General features: G+C 73.1%; 14 protein-coding genes. 7 read left to right on the top strand and 7 right to left on the bottom strand.

Annotated features, from left to right (window positions below):
* Window positions 1-39 precede the first annotated feature (39 nt).
* Window positions 40-804, top strand: a complete 765-nt coding sequence (surE, locus tag J2754_RS05075; RefSeq protein WP_211086830.1) for a 5'/3'-nucleotidase SurE — start codon at window positions 40-42, stop codon at window positions 802-804.
* Here the strand turns inward: surE and J2754_RS05080 are convergent.
* Window positions 798-1,223 carry an arsenate-mycothiol transferase ArsC gene (locus J2754_RS05080; protein ID WP_211086831.1) on the bottom strand — a complete coding sequence of 142 codons (426 nt, stop codon included), beginning with the start codon at window positions 1,221-1,223 and terminating at the stop codon, window positions 798-800. The two genes, surE and J2754_RS05080, sit on opposite strands and share 7 nt — an antisense overlap.
* Window positions 1,224-1,445: 222 nt before the next feature.
* Between J2754_RS05080 and J2754_RS05085 the strand changes: the two genes are divergently transcribed.
* The 3 genes from J2754_RS05085 (at window position 1,446) to J2754_RS05095 (ending at window position 6,041) form a co-directional block, all read left to right on the top strand.
* Window positions 1,446-1,910: an Lrp/AsnC family transcriptional regulator gene (locus tag J2754_RS05085; protein WP_188878237.1), complete on the top strand. Its 465-nt coding sequence runs from the start codon at window positions 1,446-1,448 to the stop codon at window positions 1,908-1,910.
* 140 nt (window positions 1,911-2,050) lie between these two features.
* Window positions 2,051-3,541: a proton-conducting transporter transmembrane domain-containing protein gene (locus J2754_RS05090; protein WP_211086832.1), complete on the top strand. Its 1,491-nt coding sequence runs from the start codon at window positions 2,051-2,053 to the stop codon at window positions 3,539-3,541.
* Window positions 3,531-6,041 (top strand): DUF2309 domain-containing protein, encoded by a 2,511-nt coding sequence (locus J2754_RS05095; protein ID WP_211086833.1) that lies wholly within the window; start codon window positions 3,531-3,533, stop codon window positions 6,039-6,041. The genes J2754_RS05090 and J2754_RS05095 overlap by 11 nt, the downstream gene beginning before the upstream one ends.
* Here the strand turns inward: J2754_RS05095 and J2754_RS05100 are convergent.
* The 4 genes from J2754_RS05100 to J2754_RS05115 all read right to left on the bottom strand — a co-directional run bounded on the left by J2754_RS05100 (window position 6,038) and on the right by J2754_RS05115 (window position 12,998).
* Window positions 6,038-9,649 (bottom strand): UvrD-helicase domain-containing protein, encoded by a 3,612-nt coding sequence (locus tag J2754_RS05100; protein WP_211086834.1) that lies wholly within the window; start codon window positions 9,647-9,649, stop codon window positions 6,038-6,040. The genes J2754_RS05095 and J2754_RS05100 overlap by 4 nt on opposite strands.
* Entirely contained in the window at window positions 9,646-11,748 is a 2,103-nt protein-coding gene (locus tag J2754_RS05105; protein WP_211086835.1) for a hypothetical protein, read from the bottom strand. Before J2754_RS05105 ends, J2754_RS05100 begins: the two co-directional genes overlap by 4 nt.
* 132 nt (window positions 11,749-11,880) lie before the next feature.
* Window positions 11,881-12,147, bottom strand: a complete 267-nt coding sequence (locus tag J2754_RS05110; RefSeq protein ID WP_211086836.1) for a chorismate mutase — start codon at window positions 12,145-12,147, stop codon at window positions 11,881-11,883.
* On the bottom strand, window positions 12,144-12,998 hold the full coding sequence (locus tag J2754_RS05115; protein WP_211086837.1) for a shikimate kinase: 855 nt from the start codon (window positions 12,996-12,998) through the stop codon (window positions 12,144-12,146). The genes J2754_RS05110 and J2754_RS05115 overlap by 4 nt, the downstream gene beginning before the upstream one ends.
* Window positions 12,999-13,090: 92 nt before the next feature.
* Here J2754_RS05115 and J2754_RS05120 point away from each other — a divergent pair, with 92 nt between their 5' ends.
* Entirely contained in the window at window positions 13,091-13,519 is a 429-nt protein-coding gene (locus tag J2754_RS05120) for a DUF5796 family protein (RefSeq protein WP_211086838.1), read from the top strand.
* A 1-nt stretch (window position 13,520) separates the two neighbouring features.
* Here the strand turns inward: J2754_RS05120 and J2754_RS16415 are convergent, their stop codons facing one another.
* A complete protein-coding gene (locus J2754_RS16415) occupies window positions 13,521-13,655 on the bottom strand; it encodes a DUF7128 family protein (protein ID WP_268238682.1) in 135 nt (44 codons plus the stop codon).
* 79 nt (window positions 13,656-13,734) lie between these two features.
* Here J2754_RS16415 and J2754_RS05125 point away from each other — a divergent pair, with 79 nt between their 5' ends.
* Both J2754_RS05125 and J2754_RS05130 read left to right on the top strand, forming a co-directional pair.
* Window positions 13,735-15,825, top strand: coding sequence for an AAA family ATPase (locus J2754_RS05125; RefSeq protein WP_211086839.1), 2,091 nt, complete (start codon window positions 13,735-13,737; stop codon window positions 15,823-15,825).
* A 41-nt stretch (window positions 15,826-15,866) separates the two neighbouring features.
* Entirely contained in the window at window positions 15,867-16,517 is a 651-nt protein-coding gene (locus J2754_RS05130; RefSeq protein ID WP_188878250.1) for an HAD family hydrolase, read from the top strand.
* Between the two features lie 87 nt (window positions 16,518-16,604).
* On the opposite strand, the gene J2754_RS05135 is transcribed toward J2754_RS05130, so the two are convergent.
* Window positions 16,605-17,615: a sensor histidine kinase gene (locus J2754_RS05135; protein ID WP_211086840.1), complete on the bottom strand. Its 1,011-nt coding sequence runs from the start codon at window positions 17,613-17,615 to the stop codon at window positions 16,605-16,607.
* Between the last annotated feature and the right edge of the window lie 6 nt (window positions 17,616-17,621).

A 17,621-nucleotide genomic window follows, 5' to 3' on the forward strand; every position in this document is an offset into this window, starting at 1 on the left:
AATAGCAACATCGAAGGGACGCCTCCCCGACCGCCCGGTATGAAGATCGTTCTGACGAACGACGACGGGATCGAGAGCCCCGGGCTCGCCGCGCTCTACGAGTCCCTTTCGGCCGTCGGCGACGTCACCGCGGTCGCGCCCGCCGAGGACATGAGCGCGACCGGCCGCGCGCTCTCCCGCGAGGTCGTCGTCGACGGGCACGAGTACGGCTACGCGGTCCGCGGGACGCCCTCGGACTGCGTCGTCGCGGCGCTGGAGGCGCTCGTCCCCGACGCGGACCTCGTCGTCTCCGGGTGCAATCGCGGGGGCAACCTCGGCATGTACGTCCTCGGCCGGTCGGGCACCGTGAGCGCGGCCGTCGAGTCGGCGTTCTTCGACGTCCCCGCGATCTCGGTGTCGCTCGCGCTGACGAGCGCGGACTTCGAGTCCGGCGAGACACCGAAAGCGGACTACGCCGAGGCCGCGGCCGTCACGCGCTACCTCGTCGAGCACACGCTCGACTCCGGCGTCTTCGAGCGCGCGGACTACCTCAACGTGAACGCCCCCTGTCCGGGGACCGAAACGGGCGACATCGCGGTGACGCGGCCGACGCACGGCTACGAGATGCACGTCGAGCGCGCGGGCGAGCGCCTCCGGCTCCACGACGAGATGTGGGAGCGGATCGACCGGGGGATCGTCGCGAACGAACCCGACGACAGCGACCTCCGGGCGGTCGTCGAGGGGGAGACGAGCGTCTCGCCGCTCACGGCCCCGCACACGACCGAGCACCACGAGATCCTCGATCACCTCGCCGCGGACTACTGACCGGACGCGTCGAGCTCGTCGACGAGGGATCGCACGCGCTCTTCGATCTCGTCGCGGATCTCGGCGACCGCCTCGGGATCGCGGCCGTCCGGGTCGTCGAGGTCCCAGTCGCGGCTCTCGCCCGCCCACCCCGCGGGGCAGACGTCGTCGGCCGAACAGCCCATCGTGATCACGTAGTCGGCGCGCTGGACCTCCTCGAACGTCACCTCCCGGGGCGCCCGGTCGCCGAGGTCGATGTCGATCTCGCGCATCGCCTCGACGACCTCCGCGTGGACGCGCTCGGCGGGGTCGGTGCCGCCCGTGACGATCTCGATCTCCTCACCGAGACCGCGCGCGGCGACCTCGCGCTCGGCGAACGCGGTGGCCATCTGGGAGCGACCGGCGTTCTGAACGCAGACGAAGGCGAGTGTGACGGTCATCGATATCGCAGTCGTCGCTGAGCACTAATACCGTGTCGATCTGTGCGCACGGCGTCGGCGGGAGTCCGGGGGCGCGGCTGGCGGCGCGTTCGCCGGGGTCGTGCCTGTCGTCGGGGACGCGCTCGCGCACTCGGCGACGGGACCGGCGCCCGCGGCGTCGCACCGATTCCCGGAGTACGCGGAGGCGAAGTCCCTTTGACGGTGTCGGGGTAACGATCCGATATGCCTGCCGAAGACGTCGACGAGGTCGATCGGGCGATCCTGTACGCGCTCCAGGAGGACGCGCGGAACCTCTCGTCGAGCGACATCGCCGAACGAACCGGGACGTCCGGGAGCACGGTCAGGAAACGCATCCAGCGCTTGGAGGAGGCGGGAGTCATCAAGGGGTACAGCGCCGAGGTCGACTACGAGCGCTCGGGCTACCCGATCCGGATGCTCCTCTTCTGCACGGCGTCGATCCACGAGCGCGGCGATCTCATCCCCGACGTGTTGGCTCTCGACGGCGTCGTCTCGGTACAGGAGCTCATCACCGGCGAGCAGAACCTCCTCGTGACCGCGGTGGGGACGTCGGACAGCGACATCACGCCCATCGCCGAGTCGCTCCTCGAGATGGGCATCACCGTCGCCGACGAAGTGCTCGTCAAGAGCCACGTCACGACGCCCTTCGGCCGCTTCGAGGAGGAGTGAGCCCGGCGACGAGTCGATAACGAAAGACCACACACTCACGCGAACGGACTGGGAACAAACGAAGGATTTATTGCCCGATCTGTTCGTATTGTGGGGTAGGTGTGACCGGGCCCGCTCGCCCGCGTCACGATTCACACACGATGTCGGACACACACCCCACTCGGACGGTCGGCGCACTCCCCGACGCGGCGTCGGAATCGACCCGTGCCCCCGTGTGGCTCACCCGACTCGTGTGGCTGCTGTGGGCCGCGAGCCTCGGCGTCCTCGGGGTGCACGCGCTCACCGGCGCCACGTGGGCCGTCCCCGGCGTCGTCGCCGTCGACGGCCTCACCGTCGTCATGTGGGCCGCCGTCACGTTCTTCAGCGGCATCGTTCACAGCTACTCGCGGCGCTACATGGCCGGCAGCGAGCGCCTCCGTTCGTTCTTCGCGCGCATCTCCGCGTTCACGCTCGTCGTGATGGTGCTCGTCGCCGCCGCGAACACCGCGCTCTTCGCCCTCGCGTGGCTCGCCATGGGACTGCTCATGGCCGACCTCGTCGGCTACGCCCGCGACTGGCCGCAGGCGCGCGCCGCCGCCTCGCTCTCCCGCAGGTACTTCCTCGCCAGTAGCGCGCTCGTCGGCGTCGCCGCCGCGACCCTCTGGACGACGACCGGTGCGTCCACGTTCTCGGGCGTCGCCGCCGTCGTCGACTCGCTCCCCACCACCGTGTGGCTCGTCGTCGCCGGGAGCCTGTTGCTCGCCGCGATGATCCAGTCGGCGCTCGTCCCCTTCCACGGGTGGCTGCTCTCGTCGATGACGGCACCCACGCCCGCGTCCGCGCTCATGCACGCCGGCTTCGTCAACGCCGGCGGCATCCTCCTCGTCCGCTTCGCCCCCGTCGTCACCGTCGAGGCGCGCTTCATGCTCCTGATCGTCGCCGTCGGTGCCGCGAGCGCGCTCGTCGGTAAACTCCTCCGCACCGTTCAGACGGACGTCAAGGGGCGCCTCGGGTGCTCGACGATCGGCCAGATGAGCTTCATGCTCATGCAGGCCGGTCTCGGCTTCTTCGCCGCCGCGATCACCCACCTCATCCTCCACGGTTTCTACAAGGCCTACGAGTTCCTCTCGAACGGGAGCGACGTCTCGCGCACGACCCCCGACCACGGGCACGGCGAGACGCCGTCGCTCACCGCCGTCGGTGCCCTGGCGACCGGCGTCACCGCCGTCGCGGGCGGGGCGGTCTTCGCCCGCCTCACCGGCGAGGGCCTCCACGCCGACAGCGGCCTCCTCCTCGCCGGCCTCGTCGTGTTGACCACGCTTCACGCCGCCCGGCAGGCGATCGGCCACGCCGGCGTCTCGCCCGCCGTCCGCTACGGCGCGGTCGCCCTCGTCTTCCTCCCCGCGATCGCCGTCTACGGCCTCGTCTATGCCGCCATCGGCGACCTGATGGCCGGCTCGGTGATCGCGGCCGCCCCGACCGACCTGACCGCCGTCCACGCCGCCGTCGCGCTCGCGTTCGCCGCGATCTACCTCGCCATCGAGACCGGCGTCTACCGCCGCAGCACGCGGCTCTACGTCGCGCTCCGCACCGTCGCGCGGCCGGACGGCCGGACCGTCCTGACGAACACGGAGGCCTACGATGAGTACTGATACGACCCACGACACCGACGACGTCCGCGAGCGCATCAGCGACGCCGCCGAGACCGTCGGCACGAACTGGCCGCTCCACTCGTTCGTGACCGCGAACCCCCTCGCCGGCTACGAGGACCGCCCCTTCCACGAGGCCGTCGAGCGCGCGACCACCCTGCGCGGGGGCCGGGCCTACCCGGACCCGGACACGTTCCGCGCCGCGTGGGAGCGCGGCGACATCGACCCGTCGGTCCTCCGCGCCGAACTCGACGCGCACGGCTACTCGCTCGACCCAGAGGCGGCACTCGACCGGCTGGCCGACGCGGCGGGAGACGACGCGCGCACCGTCCGCGACGAGGCGACGGCGCGCGTCGATCACGCGCTCGCGTCGTGGCTCGCGGCCTTCTGCGACGAGGGCGAGGCGTCGTGGCCGATGCCGAACCGCGAGGCCGGCTTCTACGACGCCTTCCGCGCCGTCGCGCGCCACAACTCGACGATCCCGGACGCGGCCTCGCTCGCCGACGCGCCCGACGATCCCGCCGCCGCCATCGCCGACGTCCTCGCCGACCACCCGGGCGAGCGTCTGCCGGCGGTCTTCGAGGCGCATCTGAACGCGCTCCCCGGCTGGACCGGCCTGCTCAAGTACCGCGCCGAGCGCGGCGACGAGTGGCAGGACGCCTACCCGATCACGCTCGTCGGCTATCTCGCCGCTCGCCTCCTGCTCGCCGAGCGCTTCGACGCGCCGATCGATCCGCTCGCCGACGCGGGCGACGAGACCGACGCGAACGGCGCCGGCGCGATCGACGGGAGCGACGACGAGACCGACACCGCCGACGACGGCGTGCCGCTCGCAGAAGTCTGGCTGCGCGCGTGGGAGCAGTCCTACCGCGGCGACGTCGTCGACGCCGTCGCGGACGCGAGCGCGGCCCGCGCGGACCCCGCGGACGACGGGAGCCCCGACGGCCGCGCCGACGCCCAGCTCGTCTTCTGTATCGACACGCGCTCGGAGGTCTTCCGCCGCCACCTCGAGGCCACCGGCGACTACGAGACGCACGGCTACGCTGGCTTCTTCGGCGTCCCGATGCGCTACGAGGGGTACGACGAGGCCAGCGCGGACGCCTGCCCGCCGATCGTCGACGCCGAACACCACGTCCACGAGCGCCCCGACGGCGCACGCGCCGACGAGCACGCGATCTACGATCGCTGGACGGGCCGCCTCCGCGCGGCCGAGTCCGTGCTGAAGGCCGTGAAGTCCAACGCCGCGACGGCGTTCAGCTTCGTCGAGAGCGCGGGCAGCGCCTACGGGGCCGCGCTCGCCGCGCGCACGCTCGCACCCGAGCGCGTCCACGACCTCCGTGACGCCCTCGACGATCGCCTCCCGAGCGTCCCCGACTTCTGCACGCCGAGCGTCGAACGCGAGGGCGAGCGGGTCGGCGACCTCCCCGTCGGCATGACGCACGAGGAGCGCGTCGCGTACGCCGCCGCGGCCTTCGAGACGATGGAGTGGGACGAGTTCGCGCGCCTCGTCGTCTTCACCGGCCACGCGAGCGAGACGACGAACAACCCCTTCGAGGCGAGCCTCGATTGTGGCGCGTGCGCCGGCAATCCCGGCGGGCCGAACGCCCGCGTGCTCGCCGCGATCTGCAACGACGACGCCGTCCGCGACGCGCTCCGCGAGCGCGGGATCGACGTCCCCGACGACACCGTCTTCCTCGCCGCCGAGCACAACACGACGACAGACGAGGTGACGCTCTACGACGGCGCCGTCCCCGAGAGCCACGAGCGCGACGTCGAGCGCCTCCGCAGCGACCTCGATCGCGCGCGCTCCGGCGCGGCCGCCGAACGCGCCGAATCCATGGGCGCCGATCCCGAACGCGCCGTCCGCGACGCCGAGCGCCGCGCCGCCGACTGGGCGGAGACGCGCCCCGAGTGGGGGCTCGCCGGGAACGCCGCCTTCGTGATCGGGCCGCGCGACCTCACCGCCGACCTCGATCTCGGCGGGCGCGCCTTCCTTCACTCCTACGACTGGACGCAGGACCGCGAGGGCGACGCGCTCGACGCGATCTTCGCCGGCCCGGTCGTCGTCACGCAGTGGATCAACGCCCAGTACTACTGCGCGACCGTCGACAACGCGGCTTACGGGAGCGGGTCGAAGATCACGCACAACCCCGTCGGAAACGTCGGCGTCTATCAGGGCAACGGCGGCGACCTCGTCACCGGCCTCCCGCTCCAGTCGCTCATGGCCGCCGACGACGACCCCCACCACCAGCCCCTCCGCCTCTCTCTCGTCGTCCACGCCCCCGTCGAGCGCGTCCGCGGCGTCCTCGCCCAGCACGAACACGTCCGCACGCTCTGCGAGAACGGCTGGCTCTCGCTCACCGTCGTCGATCCGACGCGCGGCCACGACGCGTACGCCTACGACGGAGGGTTCGCCCTCGACGAACCTGAGGACTCGACGGCGGAGCGCGAGCCCGAACGCGAACCCGACCCGGAGGCGCGCGTCGCCGTCGCGGACGACTAGTCGCCGAGCAGGCCGGCGAGCGACTCGAACCACGCCGCGACCGACCGCTCGGGCGCCGTCGCGTCCCGGACCGTCGGGTCGACGCCGAGACGCGTGACGGTCGACGACACCGATCCCGCGCCGCGTTGCCGTTCGAGCAGCCACGCGTACGTCGCCGCTTGGAGGTCGTAGCGTCGGCGCGTCTCCCGGTCCGAGGGGGCGAGCGCGACCTTCAGGTCGTCGACGTGCCACGTCCCGTCCGGGCCGCGCGAGACGACGTCCGCGACGTTCTGCGTCTCGACGGCCGCCCCTTCGCCGACGCGGACGACGGCGTCCAGCGACTCCTCGATGAACACCGGATCGCTCGCGTGCAGGCGCGCCCACGTCTCGCTCGCGGCGAACTGCGGGCACACCCGGTCGGCGACGAACGCCCGGACGGCCGCGCGCTCCGCCTCGCTCACGCCCCGCCCGGCGAGCGCCTCGTCGAGTCGCCTGCGCAGCGGTCCGGCACACGCCGCAAGCGTCTCCGTCTCGACGCCCGCGGAGACGGCGCGCGCGAGCACCGCGTGCGCGACGGTGCCGACCGCGCCCGGGCCGAGCGCGTCCAACGGGAGTCCGAGGTCGTCGGACGGCGCCGCCCGCTCCGTGTGGAGCGCGCGCCGCTGGAGGTGTGCGAGCAGGTGTCGCTCGGGATCGCCCGCCAGCGGGTAGAGCGTGCTCGCGTTGACGTATCGCGGAGTCCAGCCGGTCCGCTCGCGCACCGCGGGCGTCGCTGCGGCCGGCGTCGGCGGCGACCCGCGCGACGGCACCCGATCGACGAGCGGGACGTCGTTGACGCCGACCGCGAACGCCCGCTCCGGGTCGCCCGGACGCGGCGACGCGACGGCGTGCGTCTCCCCGCGCGTCGCGCGCTCCATCTCGAACGCCTCGGCGAGCGCGTCCGCCCAGTTCTCCCGCGGTCGGCGGCGCGACGCGTCGCGGTCCGCGGGGAGCGGCACGACGAGGTGGTCGCGGGCGCGCGTCATGGCGACGTAGAGCACGCGCCAGCGCTCCGCGCGCTGTGCGCCCGCGGCGGCGACGAGCGGCGGCGGGCCGGCGAGTCGCGTCCCGTCCGCGACCCACCGCTCGCTCGCCCAGCGGAGGCCCGCGTCGCGGCGCGTGTCGTTATCGTCGTGGCCGCCGTCCCGCTCGTCGCTGATCGGGTCGCGCGCCGGGTGCGCGTAGACGCCGGCGTCGAAGCCGGCGAGCGGTGGGGCGTCGTCACCGACGCCGGCCGGTGGCGCGAGCGCGAGGTGGTCGGCTCGCGCGACGAACGCGTCGGTGTGCGGCCCGTGGAAGCCGAGCCACGCCCCGAGGTCCGCGAGGGCGATCACGTCGGCCTCGTCGCCCTTCATGCCGTGGACGGTACGGAAGACGACGTCGTGGGTCGCCGCGTCCGGGACGGGGACCGTCGGGCCGTCGCCGGGCGCCGCGAGGAAGCGTCCGAGCGCGTCCGCGAGGTCGTCGAGTCCCTCCTCGTCACCCGTCCACTCCGCGACGCCGTCGCGGAGCGCGTCGAGCGCCGCTACTCGGCGCGCCCGATCGTCCCCCGCGAGAGAGAGCGGATCGGCCGCGAGATCGAGCGCGTCGAGCACGTCGTCGACGGCGGCGACGGGCGCGGCGACGTGGCGTGCGCGCCGGGCCGCGAGCGCCGCGAGGCCGTCGAGAAACGCATCCGTGGGGTCGTCGAGCGCCGACCCCGTCGCCGTAGCGGCCGCGCGCACCGACCACCCGGCGTCGGCGACGGCGTCGCGGAGTGCCGCGGGGAGCGTCGTGCCGTCGCTGCCGAGGTCGGTCTCGAACAGCGCGCGCGTCCGGTCGGGATCGAACGGATCGACGAGCCACCGGGCGACCGCGGCGGCCAGGCGGACGAGCGCCCGATCGAAGAGACGCTCGCTCGCGTCCGCGACCGAGAGCCCGCGCGCGTCCAGCTCCGCGGCGAACACCGCCATCCGCGTCCGCCGCGGGAAGAGGACGGTCACGCTCGGCCGCTCGGCCTCCGCGTCTCTGTCGCCCTCGTCACTCCCGTCACTCTCCTGCCCTTTCCCGTCGCGTCCGCCACCGCTCACGTCGTCGCCACCGCCCCCGTCGTCACCGTTCTCGAACGCCCCGCCATCGAACGCACCCGCGAGATAGGTGGCGAGGGCCTGCGCCTCCGATTCGGCCCAACCGAATTCGCCGGGCGACGCGCTCGCGCCGTGCGTGGCGACGTGGACGCTCGCCTCGCGTGCCGCCTCGCGGTCGGCGACGAGGTGCGGATAGTCGATGTCGAGCGATCCCGCGGCGCCGCGAGTCGGATCATCGAAGGCGTCGGCGAACACCGCGTCCACGGCCGCGGCGACGTCCGGCCGCGAGCGATAGGTTCGCGCGGCGCGTTCGCGGACGTGCGTCTCCCAGTCGACGCCGAAGTACTCGCCCGCGGCGGCGGCGCGCGCGAAGCGTTCGGGGCTGGCGTTCCGCCACGTGTAGATGCACTGCTTCCGGTCGCCGACGAGTACGACCCGCGTGTCTGCGTCCACGAACGGTGCGAGCGCGTCGTGCTGGGCGACCGAGACGTCCTGCGCCTCGTCCACGATCAGCGTGTCGAGCCGGGCCGCGTACCGCTCGCGGCAGTGCGTGCGGTAGTCGCTCGCGTACCGACCGGCCTCGAAGTACGTCGCGATCCAGTGCGCGACGTCGAGGTGCGTGACGACTCCCCGCTCGCGCGTCAGGGCGTCGTAGCGCTCGGCGTACGCCCCGAGGAGCGCGCGGACGTCCTCGATGGCCTCGCGCCACGACGCGTCGCACGCGCGATCCGCGGCGACGAACGCCGACCGCGCGTCGGCGTCGAAGCTCGCGTCGGTCTCGGCCGCCGTCCGTCGATCGACGAAGCGCTCGACGTCGCGCAGGACGCCGGCGAACGACTCCGGCGGGCCGTCCGGGTACGTCTCGTCGACGACCGCGCGGAGGCGATCGGCGAAGGCGTCGACCGACAGTCGGCGCTGGCGGGCGGCCTGGAGCGTCGCGGAGAGGAGGTCGTCGAGCCCCACCGTGTGTTCGCCGCCGGGGTACGCGGCGTCGAGGCGCTCGACGCGCGCCGCGTGCTCGGGGTCGTCGCGCAGGGCGTCGACGCAGTCCGCCTCGAGCGCCGCGAGACGCGTCTCGTCACCGACCGTCGGGACCCCGTCGAACCCGACCGCCGTCGCGACGTCCGCGAAGACGGTGTGGAGAACGCTGTCGACCGTCCCGAGCGTGTCGCTCCGGCGGAGACGTCGGGCGAGGTCGCTCGCGTCGTCGGCGTCGATTCGGACGTCGTCGCGCGCGGCGAGCGATTCGAGCGCGGCCGCGACGCCCGGCCCGACCGCCGCGGCGTCGTCGCGTGCGAACGATGTGACACAAAGCCGCCGCTCGGGCGCGCGCTCCCCCGCCGCGCGGCCGCGGGCGAGCACCTCGGCGGCGAGCCGATCCGCGACCGTCGACTTCCCTGCTCCGGGGTTGCAGTCGAGGACGAACAGCCCCGAGTCGTGCGCGAGGACGGCGTCGCGGAGGCGACGCTGTGCGCCCCGAAGCTCCGGGGCGTCGCCGCCCGCCGCCTCCGATGCGTCGGTCATCCTCCGGCCTCCCCGGCCGCTCCCAGCACGCCGGCCAGCGCGTCCGGCACGCGGCGATCGGCCGCGAGCAGTGACGAGAGGTCGTCCCCGTCGACGACGGGCGCGTCGGGCGCGACCTCGGCGAGGAACGGTGACCGGTACGCGGTGACGCCGTCGGCACCGGTCGTGAAGCGCGTGCAGACGAGGCCCGCGCTGGCCGCACCGACGGCGTCCGCGAGGTGGTCGCGCTCCCGGGCCTCCGTCCACGCCCCGCGCACCCCGAGCGCCGCGCCGCCACCGGGGCCGCCGTCGCCCGCCACGACCGCGTCGCGGAACGCCGGCGGGAACGCCCCGCTCGGGCGCTCGGGCCACTCGCCGTCGACGAACCCCACGGCGACGACGTACGGGACCGTCCGCACCCACGCGTCGGTCGCGTCCAGCACGTCGATCCGCTCCGCGTTGTCGTGTTCGCGTCGACCCGGTCGGGTCGTCACGAGGGCGTCGAGGACGTCCGCGACGGCCGCCCACGACGCCTCGACGTACCCGCGGCCGCACCAGTCGCCGTACTTCGCGCGGGCCTCGCCGAGCAGGTCGCGCGAGCGCGAGAGCGCCCGCGCACCCCGCGAAGTCGCGCCCAGATCTGGCGTGTCGGCGTCGCGAACCGCCGGCAGGACGACGCGCTCGTACGCGTCGAGCACCGGCCCGAGCGTCGGCTCGACGGTCTCGGGGCGCGGCGCGCCGGCGTGCGTCTCCGCCCACGCCAGCAGTCGCCTGACCCCCGCACGCGCCGCCGCTTCGCCGTCCGTCGCCGGATCGAGCGCGTCGAGTCGTCGCCGCCACGTCTCGACGTCCCCCGAGTCGTCCGCGAGCGCGCGGCGGACGGCCGCGACGTCACCGTGGTCCAGCGGCCAGACGCGCCCCCGGTCGGCGCGTGGGGGAACCCACTCGACGTCGAACGGCGCGAACAGGTCGGCGGGCGTGATTTCGCCCTCGCCCTCGTCACTCGTGGCGTCGAGGAGCGCGACGCAGGCGCTGAGGACGCGATACGGCCGCGTCTCGGTCACCGCGAGCTGCGTCCAGACGGAGAGGTGGCGGCCGTACTCCCGCCCCGCCCGCGTCAGGGCGCGCTCGTAGCGATCGACGTCGCGGGCGACGACCGCGACGTCGGCGACCGCGGCGCCCCGTTCGAGGAGCGCGTCGACGACCGCCATCGCCGCGCGCGCCTCGGCCCGGCGGGTGGGCGCGACGACTTCGGCGACGGGGACGGCCGGATCGAGTTCGCGGGTCGGCGCGTCCGCGACCGTCACGTCCGCGCCGTCGACGGCCGGCCCCGCCGCGAGCCGGGACGCGAGCCGCTCGGCGATCCGCGGGCCCGTCCCCGCGCGCAGAACGCAGTGAACGTCGGTGTCCGTGCACGCCGCGACGGCCCCCAAGAGATCGAGCAGCGGGCTTTCGACGGTGCTCACGCCGGCGAGCGAGAGGCGCTCGATTCCGGGGTACGCGTCCGTCCACGCCGCTCCGTCGCTCCGGACGATCGCGTCCCGCGCCGCGCGCAGCGCCGCCGCAGTCGAGACGGGGCGATCCGCCCGCTCCGCGAGGGCCGTCTCGATCCCGTCGAGTCCGTCCAGCAACGCCCGCGTCTCGCGCGCCGCCGCGTCGGGGAGGGTACCCGCGACGGTGTCGAGCGCGTCGCGTCGCTCGCCCGCCCCGCCCGCGACGGTCGTCAGCTCCTCGCGCGCGGCCTCGATCGCGTCGGCGTGCGCGGCGAGATCCGGCCCGACGACCGTCCGGAGCGGATCGCCCGCCACGCTTCCGTCGTCGAGGACCCGTTCGAGGAGGCGGAGGCGGTCCGCGCGGTCGAGCGCCCCCCGGTCGACGGCGTGCGTGCGAACGTCGCGCGCCACGTCGCCCGGCGAGGCGAGACGAAGCGAACTCCGCGGCCGCGACCGCTCGGCGAGCGCGCGCTTCAGGTTGCGCTTGTGGAGGCGCTCGGGCGTGAGAACGAGGTCCGTCGCGGCCGCGCGTCGCGTCGCCCGATCGAGGAGCGTCGCGGCCGTCCCGACGTGGACGGTCAGCGACGCCGTGCGGTCGTCGCGAGGACCCGAGTCGGCGTCCGTCATCGAACGCCGCGTCGGTTCGATCCGGTCCGTCTAAACGACGGCGGTTCCGCGACGACGCGCGCGTCCCGGGACGCGAATCTCACGGCCGGTTGGGTCGGCGCTCTCGAAAGGGCGCGAACCGAGAGGCGCGCTTCAGCGGTTCTCGCGCTGTTGGATCTTGTTCAGCTCGATGAGCAGCCGAAACACCGCTTTCACGAGGTTCGAATCGAGGTCGAACGCCTCGGCGTTCTCGCCCGCGCGTTTCATCACGGCCTCCTCTTGGGCCTCGTCGGTCGTCGCCATCCCCTCGTCGGCTTTCACGTCGGCGACGGCGTCCGCGACGTAGGTGCGGCGCGCGATCAGTTCGACGATGTCGCGGTCGATTCCCTCGATCTCCTCGCGGAGTTCGTCGAGGCTCATCTCGTCCGTGCGCCGTCGTGCTGTGTCGTCGTTCGAAACGTCGTTCCCGGTTTCGTCTCCCATGTGTCCTGTAGGTCCTCCAAAGCGCTCCGCTCCCCGACGGCGACGTAGCTCGGGCCGGTGCCCGAGAGCGAGACGCCGTCGACGGCGGGCATGGCCTCGACGAGCGGGGCGAGCGGAAAGTCGAGCGCCCCGCAGAACGCGAAGCCGTTGATCGTCATCGCGAGGCCGTACCGCCCCGCGAACGTCAGCTCTTCGACGTGCGCCGCGAGCGGCGCGATGCGCGCGCAGCGCTCGGCGTCCGCGTCCGCGCTGAACGCCCGCTCGTCCGGCGTCCAGACGAGCACGTCCCAGTCGGGATCGTCGCGCGCGAGCAGGACGTCCCGATCGTTGTCGGTCACGGTGAGCCCGCCGAGCATGCTCGCGCTCGCGTCGTCGTACGCGCCGGTGACGGTCACGCCGACGTCGCGGGCGGCCCGAACGCCGAGCAGTGCCGCGTCCTCGCGCGGAACGTCGTCGGCGACACCGAGCGCGTCGAGCGCGGCGAGCACGGTCGCGTTCGCGGCCGCGCTCGACGACTTGAGGCCCGCCGCCATCGACACCTCGGAGGACGTCTCGACGTGCCCGCCCCGGACCCCGTCGCCGTACGTCTCGCAGGCGAGTTCGACGCAGCGCTCGACGAGTCGGGTGTCGGCGTCCGGCTCGCCGGCGACCGCCCCCGTGACCGCCCCGCCGCCGCCGAGCTCGACGTCCGCACGGGTGTAGCGGTCAATGGCGAAGGCGGCGCCCCGGCCGGTCGCGAGCGCGTTCAACACGGTGCCGGCCGCGGGGGCCTCGGCGCTCCCGTCCATATCTGAGGGTCACCGACGCACCACTTAGCGGTGGCGGTCCGCGCGACCGCATCGAACGCGGCGCTTTTGCGCGCGCGGACGTAGAATGAGACATGAGCTACCGGAACGACGTCGCCCCGGAGACCCTCCCCGTCGAACTCACGTCCGACGGCGTCGTGCTGACGTACGCGGACGGCCGCGAGACGTTCTACAACGGCGTTCCCGAGCGACACGAGGGGACGCTGCGGACGAACCCCGGGATGCACGTCCAGGTGCTCGTCCTCGATCCGACGGAGACGGAGGGCGTGATGTGTTACGTGAACGATCGGGACACGCACGACGAGGTGCTTGAGACCACTGGCGTCGGACGCGTCATGCTCGATCCCGGCGAGACGACGGTGGTCTTCCCGGGCGTCACCGTCGAGATGGACGGCTACGCGGCGGAGATCACCGCAGACCCCGAGGTCGCGCGCGGTCGCGTCTTCGTCTTCGAGGAGGACGAGACGCGGGAGTACAGTTTCGAGTTGTTCGCCGGCGAGTAGGCTACTGTAAGTAGGAGGGGTCCTCGGCGTCGCAGGTCTCCTCGTGTTGGGTCGCGTCGTCCTCCGAATCGAACATCAGTCCACATTTCTCACAGCGGTACCACGTCATGTCGTCCCGCTGGGTTTCCTCGACCATACTCTCACTCTCGACGCCCGTCCTGTTAGGCGTTTTCCCCCACCGTAGTCATTTATCCCCCGCTCACCAACACGGGGACATGAGCGAGGACAGCGTCCCCCGCCTCGTCGTCCGCGAGGCCACCGCGCGCGACGCCGGTCGCGGGATCGTCCGCCTTCCCGACGCCGTCCGCCGCGATCTCGGCGTTCTCAGCGGCGACACCGTTCGCCTCGTCGGCGAGCGCGCGACGGTCGCCAAGGTGTGGCCCGACGCGGCGCTCGCCCCCGACGAACTCCGTATCGACGGCGCGACCCGCTCGAACGCCGGCGTTCGCGTCGGTGACACGGTCCGCGTCGAGCGCGCGTCGGTCAGCGACGCCGAGCGCGTCGCCGTCACCCCGGCCGTCCCACCGGAGCGCGAACGCGACGCGGTCGTCGACGCCGTCCGCACCGCGCTCTTCGATCGCCCCGTTCGCGCCGGCGAGACCGTCCGCGTCGACTCCCTCGGCCGTATCGGCGAGTTCGAGATCGGCGACACGACGCCCGACGGCGACGTCGTCGTGACGGACGCGACGACCATCGACGTGCGCGAGCCCGAGCCCGGCGACGAGAGACGGGAGTCGTCGGCCGACGGCGATCGCGTCGGCGTCACCTACGAGGACGTCGGCGGCCTCGGCGAGGAGCTCGCGGCCGTGCGCGAACTCGTCGAGCTCCCGCTGACCGATCCCGGGCGCTTCCGGCGCTTCGGCGTCGATCCCCCGAAGGGCGTCCTCCTCTACGGGCCGCCGGGGACGGGGAAGACGCTGATCGCGCGCGCCGTCGCCACCGAGGTGGACGCGCACTTCGTCAGCGTCTCCGGGCCTGAGATCACCTCCAAGTACAAAGGCGAGTCCGAGGAACAGCTCCGCGAGGTGTTCGCGGAGGCGCGCGAGAACGCCCCGAGCGTCGTCTTCTTCGACGAGTTCGACGCCATCGCGGGCGAACGCGACGACGCCGGAGACATGGAGAACCGGATCGTCGGCCAGCTGTTGAGCCTCATGGACGGCCTTGAGGGCCGCGGCGAGGTCGTCGTCATCGGCGCGACCAACAGGGTCAACGCCATCGATCCCGCGCTCAGGCGGCCGGGGCGCTTCGATCGGGAGATCGAGATCGGCGTCCCCTCGCGGGCGGGCCGCGCGGAGATCCTCGACGTCCTCACGCGCGGGATGCCGCTCGCCGACGACGTCGACCTCGGAACGTTCGCCGACCGGACGCACGGCTACGTCGGCGCGGACCTCCGCGCGCTCGTCACCGAGGCCGCGATGGCCGCGATCCGCGACGACCGCGACACCGTGACGCGCGCGGACCTCGACACCGCGTTCGCCGCCACCGATCCCTCCGCGATGCGCGAGGTCGTCGCCGAGTCGCCGGACGTCTCCTTCGCCGACGTCGGCGGCCTCGACGAGGCGAAGGCGACGCTCCGCGAGGCCGTCCAGTGGCCCCTCCAGTACGGCCCGCTCTTCGAGGCCGCGAACACCGACCCGCCGACCGGGATCCTCCTCCACGGCCCGCCCGGCACCGGCAAGACGATGCTCGCGCGCGCCGCCGGCCACGAGGCGGGCGTGAACGTCGTCCGCGTCGCCGGCCCCGAGCTCGTCGATAAGTACGTCGGCGAGTCGGAGAAGGCGGTCAGGGAGGTCTTCGAGCGCGCGCGACGCACCGCCCCCTGCGTCGTCTTCTTCGATGAGATCGACGCCGTCGGAAGCGCGCGCGGTCCCGAGACGAGCGAGGCGACCGAGCGCGTCGTCAGCCAGCTCCTCACCGAACTCGACGCCGCCGCGGAGAACCCGAACCTCGTCGTCGTCGGTGCGACGAACCGCCGCGACGCGCTCGATCCCGCGCTCCTCCGGCCGGGGCGCTTCGAGACACACGTCCACGTCCCCCGGCCCGACGAGGCCGCACGGCGCGCGATCCTCGCCGTCCACACGGCCGAGAAACCGCTCGCCGCCGACGTCGACCTCGATCAGGTCGCCGAGCGCACGGAGGGGTACACGGGCGCGGACCTCGCCGCGCTCGTCCGCGCGGCCGCCCTCGACGCCATCCGCGACACCGTCGACGCCCACCCCGACGACGCCGCGTCTTACCCCGACGAGGTCCTGCTCCGCCGCGAGCATTTCGCCGCCGCGCGCGAGCGCTACGACGCCTCGCGCTGACGTCCCGATAGGTACAGGGGGTCCCGGGACGAAGCCGGCCCATGGCCATCGAAGCCGTCGTCTTCGACATGGACGGCGTCGTCGTCGACTCCGAGCGTTACTGGGTCGCTGAGCTCTCCGAGATCCTCGCCACCGCCGTGCCGGGCGCCGACCTCGCTCCGGAGTCCGTGGTCGGCATCAACGTCTACGATCAGTACGAACTGCTCGCCGCCGACCACGACATCGCGGTCACGCGTGATGAGTACTTCGACCTCTTCGATCGGCACGCCACGACCGTCTACACCGAGAAGGCGTCGCTCACCGACGGCTTCCACGACCTCCTCGCGGAGATCCGCGCCCGCGATCGCCCGCTCGCGCTCGTCACCTCCTCGTTTCCGAACTGGGTCGAGATGGTCTTCGAGCGCTTCGACCTCGACGACGCCTTCGACGTCGTCGTCACCGCCGCCGAGGAGGACGTCCCCGGCAAGCCCGAGCCCGACCTCTACGAACTCGCCGCGGCGCGCCTCGGCGTCGCCCCGTCGGACGTGCTCGTCGTCGAGGACTCGGAGCACGGCGTCGCCGCCGCGGACGCCGCGGGCGCGTACGTCGTCGGCTACCAACACGGCGTGAGCACCGACATGGACCACGACGGTGCGGACGCCATCGCGACCGATCCCGAGACGCTCCGCGCGCGCGTCCTCGACGCGCTCTGATCGGGCTCTGGCGGGACGAAACGAAAAACGTCGGGACGAAGCGGGACGGGGCGAAACGACGGAGGCGGGACGAAACGCGACGTCCCCTCAGGCCCGCGGGAAGGTGAGCGTGACCGCCGCGCCGCCGAGGTCGGACTCGTCGAACTCGACGCTGCCGCCGTACTCCTCGACGATCCACCGGACGAGCCAGAGACCGAGCCCGCTCCCGTGTTCGAGTTGCGTAATGTCCCGCTCCCCCGCGACGAGCTCGCGCTCGGACTCGGGGATCCCCGGACCGTCGTCGGCGACGGTGACCGCGACCGACCGGCCGTCGATCTCGACGCTTATTTCGACCGTCGGATCCTCGCCGGCGTGTTCCGCCGCGTTCTCGACGAGCTCGTCGATCGCGTCGCGCAGGTACTCGCTCGCCCGCACGGGCGCCGACTCGGGGGCCGCGAGCGCCACGTCGAGGCCGTACGCTTCCTCCGCGTCCGCGACGACCCGCCGACAGGTCGCGGCGACGTCCACCTCCGTCACGTCGGTGTCGAAGGCCTCCTCGACCGCGCGGACGTTCTCGTTTATCTCCGTGAGATCGTCGGCGACGGCCTCGACCTCCGCCGCGGTCTCCGGGTTCGACTGACGGATCCGCTCGACCGCGAAGAGCAGGCGCTGAGCCTCGTGCCGGAGGTTGTGCCGGACGAGCGTGTTGAGGACGGCGAGGCGTTCGCGCTCCGTGGCGAGCTCCTCCGCGCGGATACGCCGGACGTCGTAGACGCCGATGATGACGTGCGCGACGGCACCCGCCGAGAGCGCGACGGAGAAGAGGAAGCCGGCGTCCTCGACCGGCCGGTACGTGAACACCAGAGTGAAGACGGCACCGAGGACGACGATACCCAGGAAGTTCCACCCCGCGATCCGAACGGCGTTCGTCTGCGAGACGTCCAAGCGATAGACGACCGCGCCGACGGCGACGAGGCCGAGCGAGACGAGCACTCCCGCGACGCCGAGGACGATGCCGAGCGGCGGCGGCCCGGAGAGCAGGTGCGCGAGGATCGGAACGAGGAGGACGACGCCGGTGAGCGAGAGCGACCCCGTCGCCGCGAGCCGGAGTGGTTTCATCGTGTG

Source organism: Halarchaeum nitratireducens, from assembly GCF_017874695.1.
GTDB classification, from domain to species: domain Archaea; phylum Halobacteriota; class Halobacteria; order Halobacteriales; family Halobacteriaceae; genus Halarchaeum; species Halarchaeum nitratireducens.

What these genes read in the sequence shown, in the direction of transcription:
- J2754_RS05105 (WP_211086835.1), bottom strand. Translation starts at nt 11,748, where the DNA reads ATGACGGACGCCGACTCGGGTCCTCGCGACGACCGCACGGCGTCGCTG.
- J2754_RS05080 (WP_211086831.1), bottom strand. Translation starts at nt 1,223, where the DNA reads ATGACCGTCACACTCGCCTTCGTCTGCGTTCAGAACGCCGGTCGCTCC.
- J2754_RS05125 (WP_211086839.1), top strand. Translation starts at nt 13,735, where the DNA reads ATGAGCGAGGACAGCGTCCCCCGCCTCGTCGTCCGCGAGGCCACCGCG.
- J2754_RS05130 (WP_188878250.1), top strand. Translation starts at nt 15,867, where the DNA reads ATGGCCATCGAAGCCGTCGTCTTCGACATGGACGGCGTCGTCGTCGAC.
- J2754_RS05110 (WP_211086836.1), bottom strand. Translation starts at nt 12,147, where the DNA reads ATGAGCCTCGACGAACTCCGCGAGGAGATCGAGGGAATCGACCGCGAC.
- J2754_RS16415 (WP_268238682.1), bottom strand. Translation starts at nt 13,655, where the DNA reads ATGGTCGAGGAAACCCAGCGGGACGACATGACGTGGTACCGCTGTGAG.
- J2754_RS05115 (WP_211086837.1), bottom strand. Translation starts at nt 12,998, where the DNA reads ATGGACGGGAGCGCCGAGGCCCCCGCGGCCGGCACCGTGTTGAACGCG.
- surE (WP_211086830.1), top strand. Translation starts at nt 40, where the DNA reads ATGAAGATCGTTCTGACGAACGACGACGGGATCGAGAGCCCCGGGCTC.
- J2754_RS05095 (WP_211086833.1), top strand. Translation starts at nt 3,531, where the DNA reads ATGAGTACTGATACGACCCACGACACCGACGACGTCCGCGAGCGCATC.
- J2754_RS05085 (WP_188878237.1), top strand. Translation starts at nt 1,446, where the DNA reads ATGCCTGCCGAAGACGTCGACGAGGTCGATCGGGCGATCCTGTACGCG.
- J2754_RS05090 (WP_211086832.1), top strand. Translation starts at nt 2,051, where the DNA reads ATGTCGGACACACACCCCACTCGGACGGTCGGCGCACTCCCCGACGCG.
- J2754_RS05135 (WP_211086840.1), bottom strand. Translation starts at nt 17,615, where the DNA reads ATGAAACCACTCCGGCTCGCGGCGACGGGGTCGCTCTCGCTCACCGGC.
- J2754_RS05120 (WP_211086838.1), top strand. Translation starts at nt 13,091, where the DNA reads ATGAGCTACCGGAACGACGTCGCCCCGGAGACCCTCCCCGTCGAACTC.
- J2754_RS05100 (WP_211086834.1), bottom strand. Translation starts at nt 9,649, where the DNA reads ATGACCGACGCATCGGAGGCGGCGGGCGGCGACGCCCCGGAGCTTCGG.